An 18,847-nucleotide genomic window follows, 5' to 3' on the forward strand; every position below is an offset into this window, starting at 1 on the left:
CCCCGGATCGGAACCGACCCCGATGACCAACCTGTCGCATCTGCACCCCTATCGCGCGAACATCCCGGCGGCAAACGACCGCACGACCGAAACCGGGATGAAGGGCATCCTGCTGGCCGGCGGATCGGGCACGCGGCTGCACCCCATGACGCTGGCGACCAGCAAGCAGTTGCTGCCGGTCTATGACAAACCGATGATCTACTACCCGCTGTCGACGCTGATGCTGGCCGGCATCCGCGACATCATGATCATCTCCACGCCCGACGACCTGCCGCAGTTCCAGCGCCTGCTGGGCGACGGGGCGCAATATGGCGTGCGCTTCAGCTACCGCGTCCAGCCCAACCCCGACGGCATCGCCCAGGCCTTCCTGATCGCCGAGGACTGGCTGGCCGGCGCCCCCTGCGCCCTGGCGCTGGGCGACAACCTGATCTTCGCCGACCATCTCGGCACGCTGCTGCAAGGGGCGGCCAGGCGCGACAGCGGGGCGACGGTGTTCGCCTACCAGGTGCGCGACCCCGAACGCTACGGCGTGGTGACCTTCGATGCCGAAGGCCGCGCCAGCACCCTGGTCGAGAAGCCCGCCCATCCGGTCTCGCACTGGGCGGTCACGGGCCTGTATTTCTACGATGCCCGCGTCAGCACCTTCGCCCGGCAGATCCGCCCGTCGCCCAGGGGCGAGCTGGAAATCACCGACCTGAACCGGATCTATCTCGAGGAAGGCTCACTCCAGGTCGAAAAACTGGGAAGGGGCTGCGCGTGGCTCGATGCCGGCGTCCCCGACGCCCTGCTCCAGGCCGGCATGTTCGTGCAGACCATCCAGTCCCGGCAGGGCATGCTGGTCGGATCGCCCGCCGAAGTCGCCTTCCGCATGGGCTTCATCGACGCCGAGCAGTTGCGCGAGATCGCCCAGAGCGTGTTCAAGACCGAACTCGGCCGGCAATTGCAGGATATGGCCGGGCCAGCCGAACCGTCCGCGCCCCTGCCGATCCCGGCATAGTCTTCGTTCTTTTTTGAAAAAAAGAACCAAAAAAACTTTGATTCGTTCAGGCATTTTATGCTGGGCCACACGACGGCCCAAAACGAATAAAAGTCTTTTTGGTTCTTTTTCTTCAGAAAAAGAAGAACCTCCTACCCAACCGGCCGATCCCGCATATCGGCCGGCCGGATATGCCCCCGCCAGCGGCGCGAAGCCTGCCGCGTCACCCAGGCCCGAATACGCTCCAGCAGCAGATACACGACCGGCGTGGTGTAGAGCGTCAGGAGCTGGCTCATCAGCAGCCCGCCGACCACCGCGATGCCCAGCGGGCGGCGCAGTTCGATCCCGTAGCCACCGCTGAGGATCAGCGGCACCGCCCCGAAGGCGGCGGCCAGCGTCGTCATCAGGATCGGGCGGAAACGCTTGGCGCAGGCCTCGCGGATCGCCTCCTCGGGCGACATGCTGCCGTCTCGCTCGGCATGCAGCGCGAAATCCACCATCAGGATCGCGTTCTTCTTCACGATGCCCACCAGCAGGATCACCCCGATCATCGCGATCAGCGAGAATTCCTCACCCGTCACCCACAGCGCCAGCACCGCCCCCACCGCCGCCGACGGCAGGGTGGAAAGGATGGTCAGCGGATGCACATAGCTCTCGTACAGAATGCCCAGCGTGACATACATCGTCGCCAGCGCGGCCAGGAACACCAGCAACTCGTTGATCAGCGCGGTCTGGAACTGCGCCGCCTGGCCGGTAAAGCCGCCCTGGATCGACGCCGGCACATGCAGCCTGACCATCGCGGCGCGGATTTCCGCCGTAGCCTCGTCCAGCGACCGCCCCTTGGCCAGGTTGAAGGAAATGGCACCGGAGACGAAGCCGTCACGATGCCCGACCGAGATCGAGGTCGGGCGTTCCCCGATCGCGGCCACCACCGGCAGCGGCACCATCGTCTCGATGCTGGACGACACGGCCGACCCGCTCGACGCCCCGGCCCCGCCCGCCAGGCGGTTGGCGATGGCGTTGCGGAAGGATTGCTGGCTCAGCGACGTGGCCTTCGACGTGCTGCCCGTATCGGGCGTGGGCACGCGCACCGTGTTGGACGCCGTGCCGCCCCCGGCGGTCCCGCCCGAGGTCGAAACCCGGAACGCCTGCATGATGTCCGGCGACTGGCGATAGGGCGGCGCCACCTCCATCACCACATGATAGGTGGCCAGCGGGGTGGAAATGTTCGAGGCACTGCGCTGGCCATAGGCGTCGAACAGCGCCTGGCTGACCAGTTGCGGCGTCACCAGGTAGCGCGCGGCCGTATCGCGCGCGATGTCGACATGGGTCGCGACCGCATGGTCGGTCAGGTTGGTGGTGATGTCGGTCATCACCTTGCTGCCCTTCAGGGCATCGACGATGCGCGGCGTCCATTCATAGATCTGCTCGGCATTGTCGCTACGCAGCACATAACGATAGGCACCCTGCTGCTGGCGGCCGCCGCCGCCATTCACGTCCCCGGCCGAGAACAGCGACAGCCGCACCCCCGCCAGCCCCTTCAGGCGCTCGCGCACGCGGGCAATCATCTCGTCCGGCCCGTCGCTGCGTTCGTGCTTGCCAATCAACTGCGCGAAGGCCTGGCCCTCGACCCGCGTATCGCCCGAGAAGGCCGCCACCGATTCCGTATCCTTGTCGGCCATCATCGCGGCGCTGACGGCCCGGATCTTCTCGTCCATCTTCTGGAACGACCCGGATTCGTCACCCCGGAAATAGCCGACGATCAGCGCGACATCCTCCTTGGGGATGATGTTCTTGGGCATCACGACGATAATGGCGACCGTCGCCACCAGGCTCAGCGGCAGGGTAGCCAGGATCAGCCACCGATGCCGCAGCGCGCGGTCCAGCGAGCGGACATAGGCGTTCAAAATCGCCACGAACACCGCCTCGATCCCGTCCGACAGGCGGCGCAGGCCCCGCCGGAGCGCCGACGCACCGGCGGGCAGCGGTGCCCCATGGGCCACATCCAGCAGCAGCCCGCACATCATCGGCGTCAGCGTGACCGACAGGAACAGCGAGACCGTGACGGCGGTAGCCAGCGTCATCGCGAATTCGAAGAAGATCTTGCCTGGCGTGCCCGGCATCAGCAGCAGCGGCAGGAACACCGCGACCAGGGCGATGGTGATCGACAGCACGGTAAAGGCGATTTCGCCCGAGCCCAGCAGCGCGGCCTCGCGGCGCGGCATCCCGTCTTCCATGTGGCGGGCGATGTTCTCCACCACCACGATCGCATCATCGACCACGAAGCCGGTGGCGATCGTCAGCGCCATCAGCGACAGCGTATCCAGCGAGAAGCCCAGCAGATACATCACCGCCAGCGTACCCGCCAGCGAGATCGGGACCGTCACCGCCGGGATCAGGGTCGAGCGCGGCGCGCGCAGGAACACCAGCACCACCCCCACCACCAGCAGCACCGAGATCAGCAGCGTGACCTGCGTATCGGTCAGCGAGGCCCGGATGGTGATCGACCGGTCCATGCCCGGTATCAGCGTGATGCCCGACGGCAGGGCGGCCTGCATGCTGGGGATACGGGCCTGAATCTCGTCCATCACATGGATGACATTGGCGCCGGGCTGCGGCCGGATAACGGCCATGACCGCGCGATGCCCGCTGAAATAACCGCTCTGCCGCTCGTTCTCCACCCCATCGACGACCGAGGCGACGTCGGCCAGCCGCACCGGCCGCCCGCCGCGGTACCCCACCACCAGGTCCCGATATTCCGCCGCATGCCGGGCCTGGTCGTTGGTCGCGATCGTGTAGCGCTGCGGCCCGACATCGATATAGCCCTTGGGCGTGTTGGCATTGGCCGAGGCCAGGGCCGAACGGATATCCTCGAAGCCGATTCCGTATTTGAACAGCGGGTAGGGATTCATCTCCACCCGCACGGCCGGGGCCGAGCTGCCCGCGATCTCGATCCAGCCCACGCCCTTGATCTGCGACAGCATCGGCTGGAGATGCGTCTTCATGACATCGTACAGATCGGCCGTCGGCCGGCTGTCCGACGTCAGCGCCATGATCATGATCGGATTGTCGGCCGGATTGGCCTTCCAGTATTGCGGCACCAGCTGCAGCGTGGTCGGCATGTCCTGCATGGCGGCGCGCAATGCCGCCTGCACGTCGTTGGCCGCGCCGTCGATGTTCCGGCTGTCGTCGAAGGTCAGCAGGATGAAGGCGGTGCTGTCGGTCGAATCAGATTCGATCGAACTGATGCCGGCAATCTGGCCCAGCCGCCGTTCCAGCGGCGTGGTCACCGACGTCGCCATCTGCTGCGGCGAGGCCCCCGGCTGGGTCGCCACCACATAGATGACCGGAACCGAAATGTTCGGCAGATCCCCGACCGGCAGCGCGCGGTAGGCGAACAGGCCCGCAAGCACCAGTGCCAGCGCGATCAGCGTCGTCGTCACCGGGCGCAGAATGAAAGGACGGCAGGGATTCATACGGCGATGCGCATAGCGGATGACGACGGCCTATGCATCAGCTTTCCACCCCCGAGGCCGTGCCCCGCTCCGGCCGTACCACAACGCCGCGACGAAGAAGCCCACATAATAGCCGATATCGGCTCCGCCCAACCATCGGGCGACCGGACCGGTATAAAGCTGGCTGGTCGAGAAGAGCAGGATGGTCGCCACCGAAACGATCATGAAGATGCTCGCCCCGCGCGTCCAGCCCGGAGGAACCGGATGCACCGTGCGGTCGCCGAAATACCAGTCCGCCAGCACGATTCCGATCCATGGCGCGATCCAGTACATCGTCACCACCAGATAATCGGTATAGAGCGCCGCATACCGCCCGGCCCCAGCCACCGCCAGCCCATAGCCCAGCAGGGCGGTGACGATCGCGGCCAGGACCCGGGGGATATGCACCCCGGCCGAAATCAGGCTGTAGCTGGCGGTATTGTCGTTGAAGGCATTGCCCGTGATCGACGACAGGGCAATGACGGCCAACACCATCGGTCCCAGCGGGCCTGCCGCGTGCTGCAGGCTGGCAATCACCGCCGTCGGCGACGGCTCGGCGATGCTGGCGGCCGTCAGCAGGCCAAGGATCTGGAACGGCACGGCAGACCCCAGCAGCCCGGCCAGCGCCAGCCACACCACCCGCCCCGGCGGGGTCTCCGCCGGCAGGTAGCGCGTATAGTCCGATGAATAGGACGCCCAGGACAGGTTGAAACTGGCCAGGATCGCCACCGCCAGCAGCATGGTCGCAATGCCGGGCGGATGCGCCGCATGCGGCAGCGCCACCCCATGCCAGGCCGATTGCAGCCCAATGACCGTAAAGGCCGCCAGCAATGCCGCCCCCAGATATTTCTGCAACGCCTGCACCATGTCGTGGCCATAGATGCTGGCCACCATCTGCAGCGTGGCCAGCACGCCCAGCGCCAGCCAGAAAGGCGGCGCGGCCCCGGCCACGATCGACAGGAACGCGATCAGCGCCGTGGCGGCGGGCACGTTGTTCACCGCATCCCAGCCGACGCAGTAGATCCAGTTGAGAAAGGCCGGTGGGCGCACGCCCAGCCGCCCCAGCGCGCGGCGCGAGGCCTCCATCTGCGTCAGTCCCGTGGGCGGGCCGATCGCGGCGGCCAGCGCCACCGGCAGCGCGCCGACCACATTGCCGATCACGATCGCCAGCAGGCCGAAGCGGAAATCCAGCCCCAGCGAGACCAGCAACGCCCCCGTCACCCAGCCGCCGGGGCCGAGATTGGGCGAAAAATGGCTCCAGAACACCCGGTCGATGGGCATGGTCTTGCGTTCGGACGCGACCGGGCGGGAAACGGCGGCGGCGCCAAGCTCCTCCATGGAAGGGGGACGCAGAAAGGACATCGGCAACAGCCCGGACCCCCGATCATGATGACGCCGCACCAATCGTGGCGTGAACCCACAGCGGTGGCAAGCCGTCCGTCAGGACGACATGCCGCCCGTCTCGGGCATCGACCCGGCCTGGCCGGCAGGCTGGCGATTATAATAGGCCTCGGCCCATCGCGGCGGCAGCAGATCCATCAGCCGCGACCCGGCCACCAGCCACCAGGGAAAGACGATCCGCCGCCGGCCGGCCGCGACCCCGCGCAGGATCGCGGCGGCGGCTTCATCCACCTCGGTCAGGCCCGGCATCGGAAAATCGTTGGCCGCCACCATGGGCGTACGGACAAACCCGCAGCAGACGCTGGACAGCCGGATGCCGTCACCCGCCACATTGCCCCCCGTCGCGACCATGAACCGGTCCACCGCCGCCTTCGACGCGCAATAGGACGGCGTGCCGGGAAACGAGACCAGCCCGGCGACCGAGGCAATGGCGCAGATCCGCCCGCGCACTCCCTGCCCGTCCGGCGCCTGCCCGCCCATCACCTCCAGCGCCGGCAGCACGGTGTTGATCACCCCGCCCAGATTGACGTCCAGCATACGCCGGACCTGCCCCTCGGACTCGCGCGGCGCGCCGGTGGAACGCGGCGACGTGGAAGCCGTGATGCCGGCGCAGGCGAACACCAGATCCAGCGGCCCGGCATCGCCGATCCATGCCGCCATACCCTCCGCGTCACGCACGTCCTGGCGCCGGGCCAGCACACGCGCGCCCCGTGCGGCACAGTCCCGCCCCACCGCCTCCAGCCGCCCCGCATCGCGCCCGCCCAGATGCAATACGGCGCCGGGGGCCGCCAGATGAAGGGCGATCGCCCGCCCGATGCCCGACGAGGCCCCGGTGATCAGAATCATGTCCCGTTTCATGTTCGCCAGAATAGAGACTGCCTGATAAAAGACCGCAAATCCGTGCCGGGCCGGCGCGGAATCGTATCGGAACGGACGAGGATCAGGGGGATATGCCGACGATGACGCCCAGCAGGGAACGACACGGCCCGTCCGCCCGGCCGCATGTGGCGCGGCGTGGGGTCTGCCTGGTGATCTCGGCGCCCTCGGGTGCCGGAAAATCGACCATCGCCAACGCCCTGCGCGCGGCCGAGCCCCAGTTGCTGCATTCCGTGTCGGTCACCACCCGCCAACCCCGTCCGGGCGAAAGCGACGGCGTGCATTATCATTTCCGCACCATGGAACAGTTCGAGCGGATGGCCGCGACCGGCGAGCTGCTGGAATGGGCAACCGTGTTCGGCCGGGGCTACGGCACCCCGCGCGGCCCGGTCGAGGCCGCCCTGGCCGAAGGGCGCGACATGGTCTTCGATATCGACTGGCAGGGCCACCGGCAGATCCGCGCGGCGCTGCCCCATGACGTGATCAGCCTGTTCGTGCTGCCGCCCTCGCTGGCGGAACTGGAACGGCGCCTGCACGGCCGCGCCTCGGACCATCCGGAAGAAATCGCAAAGCGCATGACGGCGGCACGTGACGAAATCGCCCATTGGCAGGAATTCGACCACGTCATCGTGAATTCCGACCTGGACCAGGCGATTGCCGAGGCCCGGTCGATCCTGGTCGCGGCCCGGCTCCAGACAGCCCGCCAGAAGGGCCTCCCCGGATTCGTCGCCGGTTTCGAAGGCTGAGGCACCGGATCGTCCACCAACCATGCCGCCATGCGTTGGCCCCTGTGTCGTCGTCCGGCTGTCTGCTAGGAGGAACGGGTGAACCAGATCGATACCACCCAGACCGAGTCCCGCGCCGGGGACGGCTCCCTGCTGGGCCTGACCCAGCGCCAGCCCCCCGCCAACATGCAGGCGGAACAGGCCCTGCTGGGCGCGCTGCTGACCAACAACCGCGCCTATGAGCGCGTGTCGGACTTCCTGACCGGCGCCCATTTCGCCGACGCGGTGAACGGCCGGATCTTCGACGCCATCGCACGGCGGATCGAAGCCGGGCAACTGGCCGACCCGGTCACCCTGCGCAGCGAGTTCGAGCATTCCGGCGTGCTGGAACCGGTCGGCGGCATGGCCTATCTGGCCCGCCTGCTGACGGCGATGGTCGGCATCATCAATGCCGGCGATTACGGCCGGGTGATCCACGATGCCTGGGTCCGCCGCCAATTGATCGAGATCGGCGAGGAGGTCGTGAACAACGCCTTCGGCGCCCGTCCGGAACTGGACGGCGTGGACCAGATCGCGGCGGGCGAAGAGGCGCTGTTCCGCCTAGCCACCGACAAGGGACAGGATGGCGGCTTCACCAGTTTCGACCGTGCCCTGGCCGACGCGCTGGACGTGGCCGAAAAGGCCTTCCACCGCACCGGCGACGTGGTCGGCCTGACGACCGGCCTGCGCGACCTGGACAAGAAGACCGGCGGCCTGCACCCGTCCGACCTGCTGATCCTGGCCGGGCGACCGGCCATGGGCAAGACGGCGCTGGCGACCAAGATCGCCTTCAGCGCCGCCCGCGCCCTGATGCGCGAGGCCGAGGACGCGCCGCCGGGCACCCAGACCAAGGGGTCGGTGGCCATCTTCTCGCTGGAAATGTCGGCCGAGCAGTTGGCCACCCGTATCCTGTCGGAGCAGGCCAGCGTGTCGGGCGAACGCATCCGCCGGGGCGAGATCGGACAGAGGGAATTCGACCGCTTCGTCCAGGTCACGCGCGAACTGGCGCAATTGCCGCTGCATATCGACGACACGCCCGCCATCTCGCTGTCGGCCATGCGCACGCGCTGCCGCCGGCTGGCCCGCACCAAGGGGCTGAGCCTGGTGGTGGTCGATTACCTCCAACTGATGCGTCCTTCGGTGGGTACGCGGCCGGAAAGCCGCGTGCTGGAAATTTCCATGATCACCCAGGGGCTGAAGGCGATCGCCAAGGAACTCAGCGTACCGGTGATCGCGCTGTCCCAGCTCTCGCGCCAGGTCGAAAGCCGCGAGGACAAGCGGCCGATGCTGTCGGATCTGCGTGAATCGGGCTCGATCGAGCAGGACGCCGACGCGGTGATGTTCGTCTATCGCGACCAGTATTATCTGCAACAGCGCCAGCCCAAGGAAACGGCCTACGATTCGACCGAAAAATACCAGACGGCGCTGGAAGACTGGCAACGCAAGATGGACCTGGCGCACAACCGGGCCGAACTGATCCTGGAAAAACAGCGTCACGGCCCCACCGGCACCGTGCATCTGTTCTTCGAGGGCGAATTCACCCGCTTCGGCGATCTCGACCTGGTTCACGAAGGCGGATACCCACCTTCGTAACTCTCCGGCTCATCCCGCAATCGGCAAGATTTCCATGCAGACCATCACCATGTCCCTGGCCGCCTTTACGGTATCGGCGGCCGTTTTCACGATGTCACCCGGCCTGGACACGGCAACCGTCCTGCGCACCTCGACCATATCGGGGGCAAAAAGCGGGCTGGGCGCATCGCTGGGGATCACGGGCGGCCTGCTGGTCTGGGGCGTCAGCGCGGCATTCGGGCTGACGGCGCTGCTCGCGGCTTCGACGCTCGCCTTCAATATCGTGAAATGGGCCGGCGCCGCCTACCTGTTCTATCTCGGTATCGGCATGCTTCTGCGTCCGCGCACGGTTTTTTCGGGGGACGCCACCGAGGCGACCCGCAGACTGTCGCCCGCCGCCGTCGTCCGGCGGCTCGATCGCCTGACCGGCTGCATCTTCATGGGCTTCGGCCTCAAGCTGGCCCTGACCGACAGGCACTGAAAGAACGGACCGCCAGGTCTTCCTGCCGCCACGATTTCCCGTCAGCCACCGCGACGCATCATTTTATCCAGGGCAGCGACAACGCTGGACATCGTGTAGGGTTTCGCAAGGACCGAAACACCCGGAAACGCTTCGATCACCGATGACGCCGATCCGTAGCCGGTGGCGAACAGGAACGGAATCCCGCCTTCGGACAAGGCCCGCGCGACGGGCAGGGAACTCTCCCCATCGATATTGACATCGAGAATGGCCAGATCGACCGCGTAATTGTTCAGGATATCGAAGGCATCCTGAAGCGTCGACGCAATGTGGACACGGGCCCCATGCTCCGCCCCCAGCACGTCTTCCAGCTCCATCGCGATGATGAATTCATCTTCCAGGACAAGGATGCTCTGGTCTTTCAAGGTCGCGGGCCCCAATTCTTCATTCGCTTTTCAGCAGAAAAAAGAACGTCGGCGAGCAGACGTTCCACAATGGCGGGTCGCCGTTCCCTTGAGGTCATGGCTCACGGCACGGTCGATCAGCAGGCTGCCGAACCCCGACCGTTCGGGCGGCCGGACCGGCGGGCCCAGGATCGTGGGCTCGGAGAATGCCAGCAGATCGCCACCACTCTCCGTCATGAGGTGCTTCGCGGTTGCGCTCCGAAGGGTGGCCGGCAGGTCAAGCCCGCCGCGTGTCCATCCGTTCGCCATCCCGATAGACCAGGGCCCCTGTTGCCCGCCATCCGGCATCCTCCCTCATACCCATCGCAACTCCACCGCCCCCGCGATGTTTCTCCCGATGCTGACGCCACGCCCAACGTGACCTGACCATGCATCTTGCCATCGTCAGCCATGCCGGCAGACCCGTCCACGGAGGAGTCGCCATCCACATGACGAAAGAGGGCAGCACGAGGGTCATTGTGCCGAGCAGCGGAATGCGCGCAATCCGACAGCGCAAATGCGACCATGGCAACGACCGCGGCTCGTTTCATTATGGCACACATTTTCTTTTCAGGACGCCCTATTCCGTCACTATTTCCTAACACAAGCTCGGCGACAGATCATGCCGATTCTTCCAATATCCAGGATATCTATAGAGAATATCATGAATATACACGATGCCGGATAAGGTTATCCTGGCATGATTATATTCTTTTTTAAAGAATAAAAATTTCGGGCGGTTCGCGATTTTTTTCCTTTTTCAGTAAAGACAAGAAATCAGCGCAGCATTTCGTTCTTACAGGCCTATACTCATTCGCCCCGCGCACCACACGCTCAGTCCGTAGAGCAATATTGTAACACCGCATCCCACTGCCAGCGCACCGTAGAAAGGGATGCCATGCCGCATCATCCACGGAATCAGCAGAAACATCGGCAACGACGGAATGACATACCAGAAGGTGGCACCGACATGGGCCTCCATCCGCACCGGGTCCCGGGTCTCCTGCCAGAGCCAGAGCATACCCAATATCGAAATCAGCGGGAGTGACGCGATCAGGGCGCCGAAGCCAGGATACCGTCGCGCTACGGTCGAAACCACGGCAACGATGATGCCGGACAATGCCGCCTTGAGCACGAAGAACATCGGATCTCGCCCTTCTCCCGCCTCACGCACCCTTCCCGAGCATAAGACCGGCGGAGCCCGCAAGCATCCACCTCTTGAATACCGGGAATTAGGCATCTGATTTTTTAGGAGAATGGCGCACCCGAAAGGACTCGAACCTCTAACCCCCAGATTCGTAGTCTGGTGCTCTATCCAATTGAGCTACGGGTGCGTCGTGGGGCGCTGTTTAACCGAGAGATCGGGACACGACAACCCCCTTTGAGCGATTTTTTTCATCTCCATGACAAGAGCCGGATGCGGTTCCAGAGGGCGAGCGGGCATGGCAGAGTACCACCACCTTCCGGCGGTGGACACCGGACGGGTGCAAGCGGCGAGGAGGAAGCATGGCCGACCGGGTGTGGAGAAACAGCAGGTGCGCGGGCATGGGCGTAATCGGGGCGGCTTCGCTGCTGCTGGGATTTCTGGCCGTGCCGCAGAAAGCCGACGCATGGGGCGTCGAAGGCCATCAGGTGATCGCGGCCCTGGCCTGGGATTACCTGACGCCCGCCAGCCGACACACCGTCGATACGATCCTGGCCAGCGACCATGACACCCTCACCGGCCCCGACCTGATGGGGCGGGCGGTCTGGGCGGATGTCTGGCGTCGCACACATCCCGAAACCGGGGAGTGGCATTTCGTCGATATCGAGATCGATCATCCCGACCTGGCATCGGCCTGCCACGGTTTTCCCGCCTCCTCGGTGCCCGCCAGCGCCGGGCCGGCAAAGGACTGCGTCATCGACCGTCTGGATGCCTTCGAACAGGAACTCGCCGATCCGGCGACCAGCCCGGACGAACGCGCTCTGGCGCTGAAATATGTCGTTCATTTCGTGGCGGACATGCATCAGCCGCTGCATGCGGCCGACAATCACGACAAAGGCGGCAATTGCGTGCGTCTGGCGCTGGGCGGCCCGCGTACCGTCAACCTGCACAGCTACTGGGACACCGTGGCGGTGTCCGAAGTCGATCCGAATGCGCAGCACCTGGCCGAGCAGTTGTTCCACGAAATCACTACCGGCCAGAAACAGGAATGGGAACAGGGCGATCCGAAGGCATGGGTCCTGGAGAGCTTCGAACTGGCCCGCGCTGACGCATACAGCCTCGGCTCACCCTCAGGATGCCAGCAAGACGCCGCCCCTATGGCCCTGCCGCCGGGATATGACGCCATGGCGCGCGGCGTCGTCACGGAACAGTTGAAGAAAGCGGGAGTCCGCCTGGCCCTGCTGCTCAATCGTGCGTTCGATCCCACAACGGTCACCGCCGCCCACTAAAGGCGGCGTCCCATTACAGAAGGGCGCGCAGGATCGCGCCCATGGAATTCGCGCTGTCGCGGGCGGGCGGCGTGCGATGATAGACGGCACTGGCACGCGCGGCCGGGATGCCATCCACTGTCACCAGCCCCTGCGCGAAGACCAGGCTGCGGGTGATGCGCAGCGTATCCGCCTGCAATTCTGCCCAGGCCCCACGGGCGACCGGCGCCATGAAATCCATCGTCAGCGATACGGTGGGCAGGAAATCGTCGCGCAGATCCTCCCGAAAGACGACCGCCAGCGCCAGGAAGATATCGCACACGGTCGCCAGCCGACCGCCATGACAGAAACCTGCCCGATTGCAGCACGCAGCGGTCACACGAAAACCGCCAATCAGCGCACCCGCTTCCTGAGCGACCAGAAAACCACCACTTGCGACATTGAAACCACTGGCCAGGGAGTCTGGCAGGGGAACGAAGCCGGGAGGTGGCGGCAGGGTATCACCGGTCGGATCAGGAGGAATCGTCATGCGCGTCCTGCCAGAATGAGCGGGGTGATGGTGAAAGAAGCCATCGGAATTCTCCATCGAGAGGGATGCCGGTAGAACCGGGATATGGTGTCGGGCGATCTGCTGTCAGTGCGCCAGCAGGGCGCAGGCGACCTCGGTCGCAACATCGTGACACAGGCGCACGATGCTGTGACCACCCGACGGATGCACCCGGTTGGTGAGGATCAGCACGAAACTGCCGCTGTCGGGATCCATCCATAGCGGGGTACCTGTGAAGCGGGTATGACCGAACGAACCTACGGGAAACACATCGTCCCGAGGCGAGGAATAGTGCGTGCGGATATCCCAGCCCAGTTCCCGCAAATCATCCTTGCCGGGCGGTTGCTGCGGCGTGGTCATCAGTAACAGGGTTTCAGAGGGAAGGCGGTGAGGCAGACAGCACGGCGGTCCAGCAGGGCCGTGGGATCATGGACGATGCCGCGCAGCATCGCGCCATGTTCGACGAACTGGGTAGGGGCAATGGTGGGGTACCAGTCGGGGGACGGGAGGAAGCGTGAGTGTGCCATCCCAAGCGGAGAGAGGATGCGGGTCTGCTCATACTGGACGAGGCTCTGATGTGACAGGTGCTCCACCAGCAGAATGGTCGGGGCGCGTGTCCATGACACGGCGCCCGGGGTCTGGCCCGCCCACGGCCAGCATCGTCCGCCAGGGAGTTGCGGCCGGGCCGGAGAGAGATCGGGAACTCTCGGCCGTCACCTGGGTTTCCTGAGTAATATCAATCCATGAAGGAGGCTTCCATGGACCAGCCACATTTCTCCGCTTCCGGCATGACCCGTACCGCCCTGCTGGTCGTCGCCATGCTGGGCCTGTCGGCCGGACTGTCGGCCTGCAATACGATGCGCGGTGCCGGGCAGGATGTCAGTTCGGTCGGCCATGACGTGTCGCGGGGGGCCAATGCATCGCAGAAAGCGATAACCCGCTCGACCGGCGCGTCGGAACGATAACCGTCGGGTGCAGGCGCCCAAGGGCATGCCTCTTGCATTCCTGCGGGCCCTTGCCCAATACTGTCGATGTGCCGGTTCCCGTAACCGGCTGAACTGACGTTCTCGGGGCGGGGTGAAAATCCCCACCGGCGGTAATTGCGCCCGGCCATCGTGCCGCGCATGAGCCCGCGAGCGCCCGTCTGGCCCTGTGGCCGGGCGGGGACAGCAGATCCGGTGTGATTCCGGAGCCGACGGTCATAGTCCGGATGAGAGAGAACGATGTCCGCAAGGCGCGCCATTCGTGGCGTGTCGTCGGGCTGGTGTGCCCCGGGTCCGTCCGCTGGATGGGACCATTGGTTTTGGCTATGTCTGCGGTCAATGCGGAGTCTGATGGAGCGGGGCATGCCCCGTCCGGCCGGGCCGTGCCTGCCGCCCTGCCCAGCCCTGTTGCATCGCCGCTGATCGCGCGCGCATTTCGTGCCGCGCTCGACGAGGCCGCGCGCTTCGTGGGTGCTACCGCCCCCAATCCCCCCGTCGGCTGCGCCATCCTCGACCGGCATGGCGACATCCTGACCGTCGCCGCCCACCATCGCGCGGGCATGGCGCATGCCGAAGCCCTGGCCCTGCGCCAATGTGCCGAACAGGGGCTGATGGCGCGTGCCGCCATCGCGGTGGTGACGCTGGAACCCTGCAACCATACCGGCCGCACCGGCCCGTGTTCGGAAGCCATTCTGGCTTCGCCGATCCGCACCGTGTGGGTGGGCGTGGCCGACCCCAATCCGCGTGTCGCCGGCGGTGGCATCGACCGCCTGAGTGCGGGGGGATGTACCGTGCATGTGCTGGAACCGGATGCGGAACCGGCCGCCGCATGCCGGGCGCTGATCGCGCCGTTCGCCCACTGGTCACGCACCGGGCAGGCGTGGCTGACGGTCAAGCAGGCGGTGGATGCCTCCGGCTCCATGATCCCGCCTGCCGGGCAGACCACCTTTACATCGGATGCCGCGCTGACGCTGGCCCACCGGCTGCGGCGGGCGACCGACGCAATCGTGACCGGCGGTGGCACGGTGCTGGCCGACCGGCCGGGGCTGGATGTGCGCCGGGTGGCCGATCATGCGGGCCGCGCACCCCGGTTGCTGGTGGTCTGCGACCGCAACGGCCGGGTGCCGGCGGACTGGCGCGCGAGCGCGGCCGCACGGGGATTCGACGTGCGGATCTGCGATGACATCACCCGGCTGCCCGAGACGCTGGGCGCGGCAGGCGTGCTGTGGGCCCTGGTCGAGGCCGGGCCCGGCCTGCTGGCAGCACTGCGCGCGGCGGGGCTGTGGGACGACTGGCTGACCATCGGGGTCGGTCCGGATGGGACCGAGCGGCTGGATGTGGCCGTTCGCACGGGGACGGACACGCCGCTGCGCCTGTTCCCGGAACTGGCGGCGTCGCTGACGGCGCCTGAAGGGGAAGCATGTTTTCCGGCATCATAGAACATCTGGGCACCGTCACGCAGGCCCGGCGTGGCGACCGCGCGCTGCATGTCGCGATCGCGACCGGCATCGGCGACCTGTCGATGGGCGAGAGCATCGCGGTCAACGGCGTATGTCTGACCGTCACCGCATTCGACGCGGCGGGGAATGCGTCCTTCTTCATCAGTATCGAGACGCTGGAGCGGACCAGCCTGGGCCGACTGGCCGAAGGCGGACGTGTGAACCTGGAACGTGCCGTGACCCCGGCCACCCGGCTGTCGGGCCATATCGTGCAGGGGCATGTGGACGGTACCGGGCGCCTGCTGTCGGTCGAAATGGCCGGCGAGGCGCGGCGGGTGGTCTTTGCCATTCCCATGACGCTGCGCCGCTATCTGGTCGAAAAAGGATCGATCACCCTGGACGGCATCAGCCTGACGCTGAACGAGATCGGCGCGACCGGCACGGCGGGCGCCGGGCCGGACGAGTTCCCTGTGGCCCTGATGATCATCCCCCACACCTGGACCCATACCAGCCTGGGCACGCTTGCCCCCGGCGACGCGGTGAATGTCGAGGTGGACGTGATCGCAAAATATGTGGAGACCCTATGTCAGTACCGGTCATGAGCCCGACGCTGCGGACGGCGATCGAGGCGATCCGCGCGGGCGGCATGGTGATCCTGGTCGATGACGAGGATCGGGAAAACGAGGGCGACCTGGTGATGGCCGCCGATCTGGTCACGCCCGCCGCGATCAATTTCATGGTCACGCATGCGCGCGGGCTGGTCTGCCTGCCGCTGGAGGCCGGACTGGTCGAGCGGCTTGGCCTGCCGATGATGACGCGGGTGAATACCAGCCCGCGCGAGACCGCCTTCACGGTCTCGATCGAGGCGCGCGAAGGCGTGGATACCGGCATTTCCGCCGCCGACCGGGCCCGGACCATCCAGGCGGCGGTAGCGCCGGATGCCGGACCGGCCGACCTGGTCTCGCCCGGCCATATCTTTCCGCTGCGCGCGGTGCCCGGCGGGGTGCTGGCACGCAACGGCCACACCGAGGCGTCGATCGAACTGGCGCGCCTGGCGGGCCGGGCCCCTGCCGCGGTGATCTGCGAGATCATGAACGAGGACGGGTCGATGGCGCGGATGTCCGACCTGCGCCCGTATGCCGAACGCCACAAGCTGCCGATCCTGTCGATCGCGGAACTGGTGGACTGGCTGCGGGAGCGCGAGGCCGCTGCCATCGCCTCGTCGGAAGCACGGATCGAGAAGGTGGCACAGGCCGCGCTGCCCAGCATCTATGGCGGCGAAGACCTGGTGATCCATGCCTTTCGTGCCGCTGACGGGACGGAGCATGTCGCGCTGGTGAAGGGCGACCCCGGCCGGCGCGACGCCGTGCCGCTGGTGCGGCTGCATTCCGAATGCGTCACCGGCGACGCGCTGGGCTCGATGCGCTGCGATTGCGGCGCCCAGTTGCAGGGCGCGCTGGCGCGCATCGGCGCGGCCGAAAGCGGGGTGCTGCTGTATCTGCGCGGGCATGAAGGGCGGGGCATCGGCCTGGCCAACAAGATCCGCGCCTATGCCTTGCAGGATCGCGGGCTGGACACCGTGGATGCCAACCACCGGCTGGGCTTCGAGGCCGATGCGCGCGACTGGACGGCGGCCGGGGCGATCCTGCGCGCGCTGGGGGTACGCACGCTGGACCTGATGACCAACAACCCGGCCAAGGTCACGGCGATGGAGCAGCACGGCTTTGCCGTCCGCGAGCGCGTGCCGCTGGAAATCGCGCCCAACCCCTTCAACCGCGCCTATCTGGATGCCAAGCGCACCCGCATGGGGCACCAGCTTTTTGCCGCGATCGACGCAGCGGCGGAGTAAGAAACGGACCATGAGCACCAACAAGCCTTCCACCTCGCCCGACCTTACCTTCGCCCGGCCGCCGCGCCTGGCGATCGTGGTCAGCCGTTTCAACGAGACGGTGACCCACGGCCTGCGCGACGGTGCGCTGGAATGGCTGGGCGAGCACGGCATCACCGTCGCGGACGAGGATGTGCTGTATGCCCCCGGCGCCTATGAACTGCCGCTGCTGGCCCAGACCCTGGCCCGCACCGGGCGGTACGAGGGGGTGGTCTGCCTGGGCTGCGTGATCAAGGGCGATACCGCCCATTTCGAATTCATCAGCCTGGGTGCCGCGGTGGGGCTGATGCAGGCCTCGCTGGCCACCGAAGTGCCGGTGGCGTTCGGCGTGCTGACCACCTACACCGATGAGCAGGCCTTCCTGCGGTCGCGCGACGACGAACATAACAAGGGGCGTGAAGCTGCGGCGGCCTGTGTGGAAAGTCTGGCCTTGATACGCAAAATCAAGGGCTGATACGCTATCCCCGCATGCCGGTGGAGGCCGGCACAGGGTCTGGCAGGGCCGGAACGCGGGGACACGGGATGAAGCTGGTGACATTGGCCGCCGGGTTGTTCGGCATGGCGCTCACGCTCTGGCTGCTGTCCCGCTTCGGTGTGCATGCCATCCTGCATCTGGTCATGGTCGGCGGCTGGGGAATCCTGGCCGCGATCATGTTTCATGCCATTCAGGTCCTGCTCTCCGCCCGATCCTGGCAGATCATCGCCGGGCGGGATGAACCCCACCTGAAGCTGCGGGACTATGTGGCACTGCGTTGCGTGCGCGAGGGCGTGAATAATCTGCTGCCGGTGGCCCAGGTGGGGGGCGAAGTGATCTCTGCCCGGCTGCTGGCGCGGCGCGGGCCCGGCCTGCGCCGGGCGGCAGCGGCAACGATCTGCGACCTGACGATCGAACTGCTGAGCCAGGTGATTTTTACCCTGCTGGGGCTGGGGCTGCTGCTGTGCCTGGTCAAGCGGTCGTCGGTGACGGACGAACTGGTGGAGAGCGCGGGCGTCGCGCTGCTGCTGGGGGCGGTGTTCCTGGGCAGCCAGTGCCTGGGCGCGCTTTCGGTCGTCGAGCGGCTGCTGGTGCGCATTGCCGCCCATCTGGGCTGGACGGGGGTCGAGAGCATTCGCGGCCTGCATGGCGAGATCATGGGGCTGTACACGGCGCCGGGCCACGCGGTGCGGGCGGGTTTCGCCCAGCTTGTCGCCTGGTCGCTGGGGGCGGTCGAGGTGTGTCTGATCCTGCATTTCATGGGCCAGGATCGCTCGCTTGCCCACGGTTTCGTGATTGAAAGCGTGGGACAGGCAGCCAAATCGGTGGGTTTTGCCGTGCCGGGCGCCCTGGGCGTGTCCGAAGGAGGGTTCATCCTGATCGGCAGCCTGTGCGGCCTGCCGCCAGCGGTTTCCATCGGACTGTCGCTGATCAAGCGGCTGCGCGAGATCGCCTGGGGCCTGCCGGCGCTGGCCGGCTGGCAGTGGATGGAAACCCACTGGCAGGGGCCGGCCCGCAAGCTGGACCACGGCGTCGGCCTGCCGGGCCATTGATGGTCCTGGCGCGGCCCTGGGGCCACATCTTGCCTTAACCTGCTGTTTTTCTTCTGCCCTGAGGC

General features: G+C 66.3%; 18 protein-coding genes, 1 tRNA gene, 1 pseudogene and 1 riboswitch. Of the genes and pseudogenes, 11 read left to right on the forward strand and 9 right to left on the reverse strand.

Annotated features, from left to right (window positions below; genetic code table 11):
- The first annotated feature begins 97 nt into the window (after positions 1-97).
- Positions 98-997: a glucose-1-phosphate thymidylyltransferase RfbA gene (gene rfbA, locus HLH36_RS15660; RefSeq protein WP_182987324.1), complete on the forward strand. Its 900-nt coding sequence runs from the start codon at positions 98-100 to the stop codon at positions 995-997.
- Positions 998-1,128: 131 nt separating this feature from the next.
- On the opposite strand, the gene HLH36_RS15665 is transcribed toward rfbA, so the two are convergent.
- From HLH36_RS15665 to HLH36_RS15675, 3 genes are all read right to left on the reverse strand, one after another.
- Positions 1,129-4,452, reverse strand: a complete 3,324-nt coding sequence (locus HLH36_RS15665) for an efflux RND transporter permease subunit (RefSeq protein WP_182987274.1) — start codon at positions 4,450-4,452, stop codon at positions 1,129-1,131.
- Between the two features lie 30 nt (positions 4,453-4,482).
- On the reverse strand, positions 4,483-5,832 hold the full coding sequence (locus tag HLH36_RS15670) for a purine-cytosine permease family protein (RefSeq protein ID WP_246376937.1): 1,350 nt from the start codon (positions 5,830-5,832) through the stop codon (positions 4,483-4,485).
- 78 nt (positions 5,833-5,910) lie between these two features.
- The gene (locus HLH36_RS15675) at positions 5,911-6,729 is read right to left on the reverse strand and encodes an SDR family NAD(P)-dependent oxidoreductase (RefSeq protein ID WP_182987275.1); all 819 of its coding nucleotides are present in this window, start codon (positions 6,727-6,729) and stop codon (positions 5,911-5,913) included.
- Positions 6,730-6,830: 101 nt separating this feature from the next.
- Here HLH36_RS15675 and gmk point away from each other — a divergent pair, with 101 nt between their 5' ends.
- From gmk to HLH36_RS15690, 3 genes are all read left to right on the forward strand, one after another.
- The gene (gene gmk, locus HLH36_RS15680) at positions 6,831-7,493 is read left to right on the forward strand and encodes a guanylate kinase (RefSeq protein WP_182987276.1); all 663 of its coding nucleotides are present in this window, start codon (positions 6,831-6,833) and stop codon (positions 7,491-7,493) included.
- Positions 7,494-7,580: 87 nt separating this feature from the next.
- Positions 7,581-9,104 (forward strand): replicative DNA helicase, encoded by a 1,524-nt coding sequence (locus HLH36_RS15685; protein ID WP_408871908.1) that lies wholly within the window; start codon positions 7,581-7,583, stop codon positions 9,102-9,104.
- Positions 9,105-9,138: 34 nt separating this feature from the next.
- Positions 9,139-9,564 (forward strand): LysE family translocator, encoded by a 426-nt coding sequence (locus HLH36_RS15690; protein WP_182987278.1) that lies wholly within the window; start codon positions 9,139-9,141, stop codon positions 9,562-9,564.
- Between the two features lie 41 nt (positions 9,565-9,605).
- Here the strand turns inward: HLH36_RS15690 and HLH36_RS15695 are convergent, their stop codons facing one another.
- The 4 genes from HLH36_RS15695 to HLH36_RS15710 form a co-directional block, all read right to left on the reverse strand.
- The gene (locus HLH36_RS15695) at positions 9,606-9,968 is read right to left on the reverse strand and encodes a response regulator (RefSeq protein ID WP_182987279.1); all 363 of its coding nucleotides are present in this window, start codon (positions 9,966-9,968) and stop codon (positions 9,606-9,608) included.
- Between the two features lie 30 nt (positions 9,969-9,998).
- A complete protein-coding gene (locus HLH36_RS15700; protein ID WP_182987280.1) occupies positions 9,999-10,184 on the reverse strand; it encodes a hypothetical protein in 186 nt (61 codons plus the stop codon).
- Between the two features lie 598 nt (positions 10,185-10,782).
- Positions 10,783-11,130: a DUF3147 family protein gene (locus tag HLH36_RS15705; protein WP_182987281.1), complete on the reverse strand. Its 348-nt coding sequence runs from the start codon at positions 11,128-11,130 to the stop codon at positions 10,783-10,785.
- 113 nt (positions 11,131-11,243) lie between these two features.
- Positions 11,244-11,320 (reverse strand) — tRNA-Arg (locus HLH36_RS15710).
- A gap of 211 nt (positions 11,321-11,531) precedes the next feature.
- On the opposite strand from HLH36_RS15710, the gene HLH36_RS15715 reads away from it, so the two are divergent.
- Positions 11,532-12,419, forward strand: coding sequence for a S1/P1 nuclease (locus HLH36_RS15715; protein WP_182987282.1), 888 nt, complete (start codon positions 11,532-11,534; stop codon positions 12,417-12,419).
- 13 nt (positions 12,420-12,432) lie between these two features.
- Here the strand turns inward: HLH36_RS15715 and HLH36_RS15720 are convergent, their stop codons facing one another.
- Positions 12,433-12,927, reverse strand: a complete 495-nt coding sequence (locus tag HLH36_RS15720; RefSeq protein WP_182987283.1) for a PaaI family thioesterase — start codon at positions 12,925-12,927, stop codon at positions 12,433-12,435.
- A gap of 105 nt (positions 12,928-13,032) precedes the next feature.
- Positions 13,033-13,541: pseudogene (locus tag HLH36_RS15725) on the reverse strand (serine hydrolase); the annotation flags it as partial.
- A 162-nt stretch (positions 13,542-13,703) separates the two neighbouring features.
- On the opposite strand from HLH36_RS15725, the gene HLH36_RS15730 reads away from it, so the two are divergent.
- From HLH36_RS15730 to HLH36_RS15755, 6 genes are all read left to right on the forward strand, one after another.
- A complete protein-coding gene (locus HLH36_RS15730) occupies positions 13,704-13,910 on the forward strand; it encodes an entericidin A/B family lipoprotein (protein ID WP_246376939.1) in 207 nt (68 codons plus the stop codon).
- Positions 13,911-14,004: 94 nt separating this feature from the next.
- Positions 14,005-14,171: riboswitch (FMN riboswitch) on the forward strand.
- Between the two features lie 83 nt (positions 14,172-14,254).
- On the forward strand, positions 14,255-15,367 hold the full coding sequence (gene ribD, locus HLH36_RS15735) for a bifunctional diaminohydroxyphosphoribosylaminopyrimidine deaminase/5-amino-6-(5-phosphoribosylamino)uracil reductase RibD (protein WP_182987284.1): 1,113 nt from the start codon (positions 14,255-14,257) through the stop codon (positions 15,365-15,367).
- Positions 15,349-15,969 carry a riboflavin synthase gene (locus HLH36_RS15740; RefSeq protein WP_182987285.1) on the forward strand — a complete coding sequence of 207 codons (621 nt, stop codon included), beginning with the start codon at positions 15,349-15,351 and terminating at the stop codon, positions 15,967-15,969. The genes ribD and HLH36_RS15740 overlap by 19 nt, the downstream gene beginning before the upstream one ends.
- Entirely contained in the window at positions 15,966-17,216 is a 1,251-nt protein-coding gene (ribB, locus tag HLH36_RS15745) for a 3,4-dihydroxy-2-butanone-4-phosphate synthase (RefSeq protein WP_408871909.1), read from the forward strand. The genes HLH36_RS15740 and ribB overlap by 4 nt, the downstream gene beginning before the upstream one ends.
- Positions 17,217-17,226: 10 nt before the next feature.
- A complete protein-coding gene (gene ribH / locus HLH36_RS15750; RefSeq protein ID WP_182966215.1) occupies positions 17,227-17,709 on the forward strand; it encodes a 6,7-dimethyl-8-ribityllumazine synthase in 483 nt (160 codons plus the stop codon).
- 68 nt (positions 17,710-17,777) lie between these two features.
- A complete protein-coding gene (locus tag HLH36_RS15755) occupies positions 17,778-18,782 on the forward strand; it encodes a lysylphosphatidylglycerol synthase domain-containing protein (protein WP_182987287.1) in 1,005 nt (334 codons plus the stop codon).
- The last annotated feature ends 65 nt before the right edge of the window (positions 18,783-18,847 follow it).

The organism is Gluconacetobacter aggeris, assembly GCF_014174395.1.
Classification (GTDB): Bacteria; Pseudomonadota; Alphaproteobacteria; order Acetobacterales; family Acetobacteraceae; genus Gluconacetobacter; species Gluconacetobacter aggeris.

Coding starts and splice junctions, on each gene's coding strand:
- HLH36_RS15690 (WP_182987278.1), top strand. CDS start 9,139: ATGCAGACCATCACCATGTCCCTGGCCGCCTTTACGGTATCGGCGGCC.
- gmk (WP_182987276.1), top strand. CDS start 6,831: ATGACGCCCAGCAGGGAACGACACGGCCCGTCCGCCCGGCCGCATGTG.
- HLH36_RS15705 (WP_182987281.1), bottom strand. CDS start 11,130: ATGTTCTTCGTGCTCAAGGCGGCATTGTCCGGCATCATCGTTGCCGTG.
- rfbA (WP_182987324.1), top strand. CDS start 98: ATGAAGGGCATCCTGCTGGCCGGCGGATCGGGCACGCGGCTGCACCCC.
- HLH36_RS15755 (WP_182987287.1), top strand. CDS start 17,778: ATGAAGCTGGTGACATTGGCCGCCGGGTTGTTCGGCATGGCGCTCACG.
- ribD (WP_182987284.1), top strand. CDS start 14,255: ATGTCTGCGGTCAATGCGGAGTCTGATGGAGCGGGGCATGCCCCGTCC.
- HLH36_RS15740 (WP_182987285.1), top strand. CDS start 15,349: ATGTTTTCCGGCATCATAGAACATCTGGGCACCGTCACGCAGGCCCGG.
- ribH (WP_182966215.1), top strand. CDS start 17,227: ATGAGCACCAACAAGCCTTCCACCTCGCCCGACCTTACCTTCGCCCGG.
- HLH36_RS15675 (WP_182987275.1), bottom strand. CDS start 6,729: ATGAAACGGGACATGATTCTGATCACCGGGGCCTCGTCGGGCATCGGG.
- HLH36_RS15670 (WP_246376937.1), bottom strand. CDS start 5,832: ATGTCCTTTCTGCGTCCCCCTTCCATGGAGGAGCTTGGCGCCGCCGCC.
- HLH36_RS15720 (WP_182987283.1), bottom strand. CDS start 12,927: ATGACGATTCCTCCTGATCCGACCGGTGATACCCTGCCGCCACCTCCC.
- HLH36_RS15715 (WP_182987282.1), top strand. CDS start 11,532: ATGGGCGTAATCGGGGCGGCTTCGCTGCTGCTGGGATTTCTGGCCGTG.
- HLH36_RS15665 (WP_182987274.1), bottom strand. CDS start 4,452: ATGAATCCCTGCCGTCCTTTCATTCTGCGCCCGGTGACGACGACGCTG.
- HLH36_RS15700 (WP_182987280.1), bottom strand. CDS start 10,184: ATGACGGAGAGTGGTGGCGATCTGCTGGCATTCTCCGAGCCCACGATC.
- HLH36_RS15730 (WP_246376939.1), top strand. CDS start 13,704: ATGGACCAGCCACATTTCTCCGCTTCCGGCATGACCCGTACCGCCCTG.
- ribB (WP_408871909.1), top strand. CDS start 15,966: ATGAGCCCGACGCTGCGGACGGCGATCGAGGCGATCCGCGCGGGCGGC.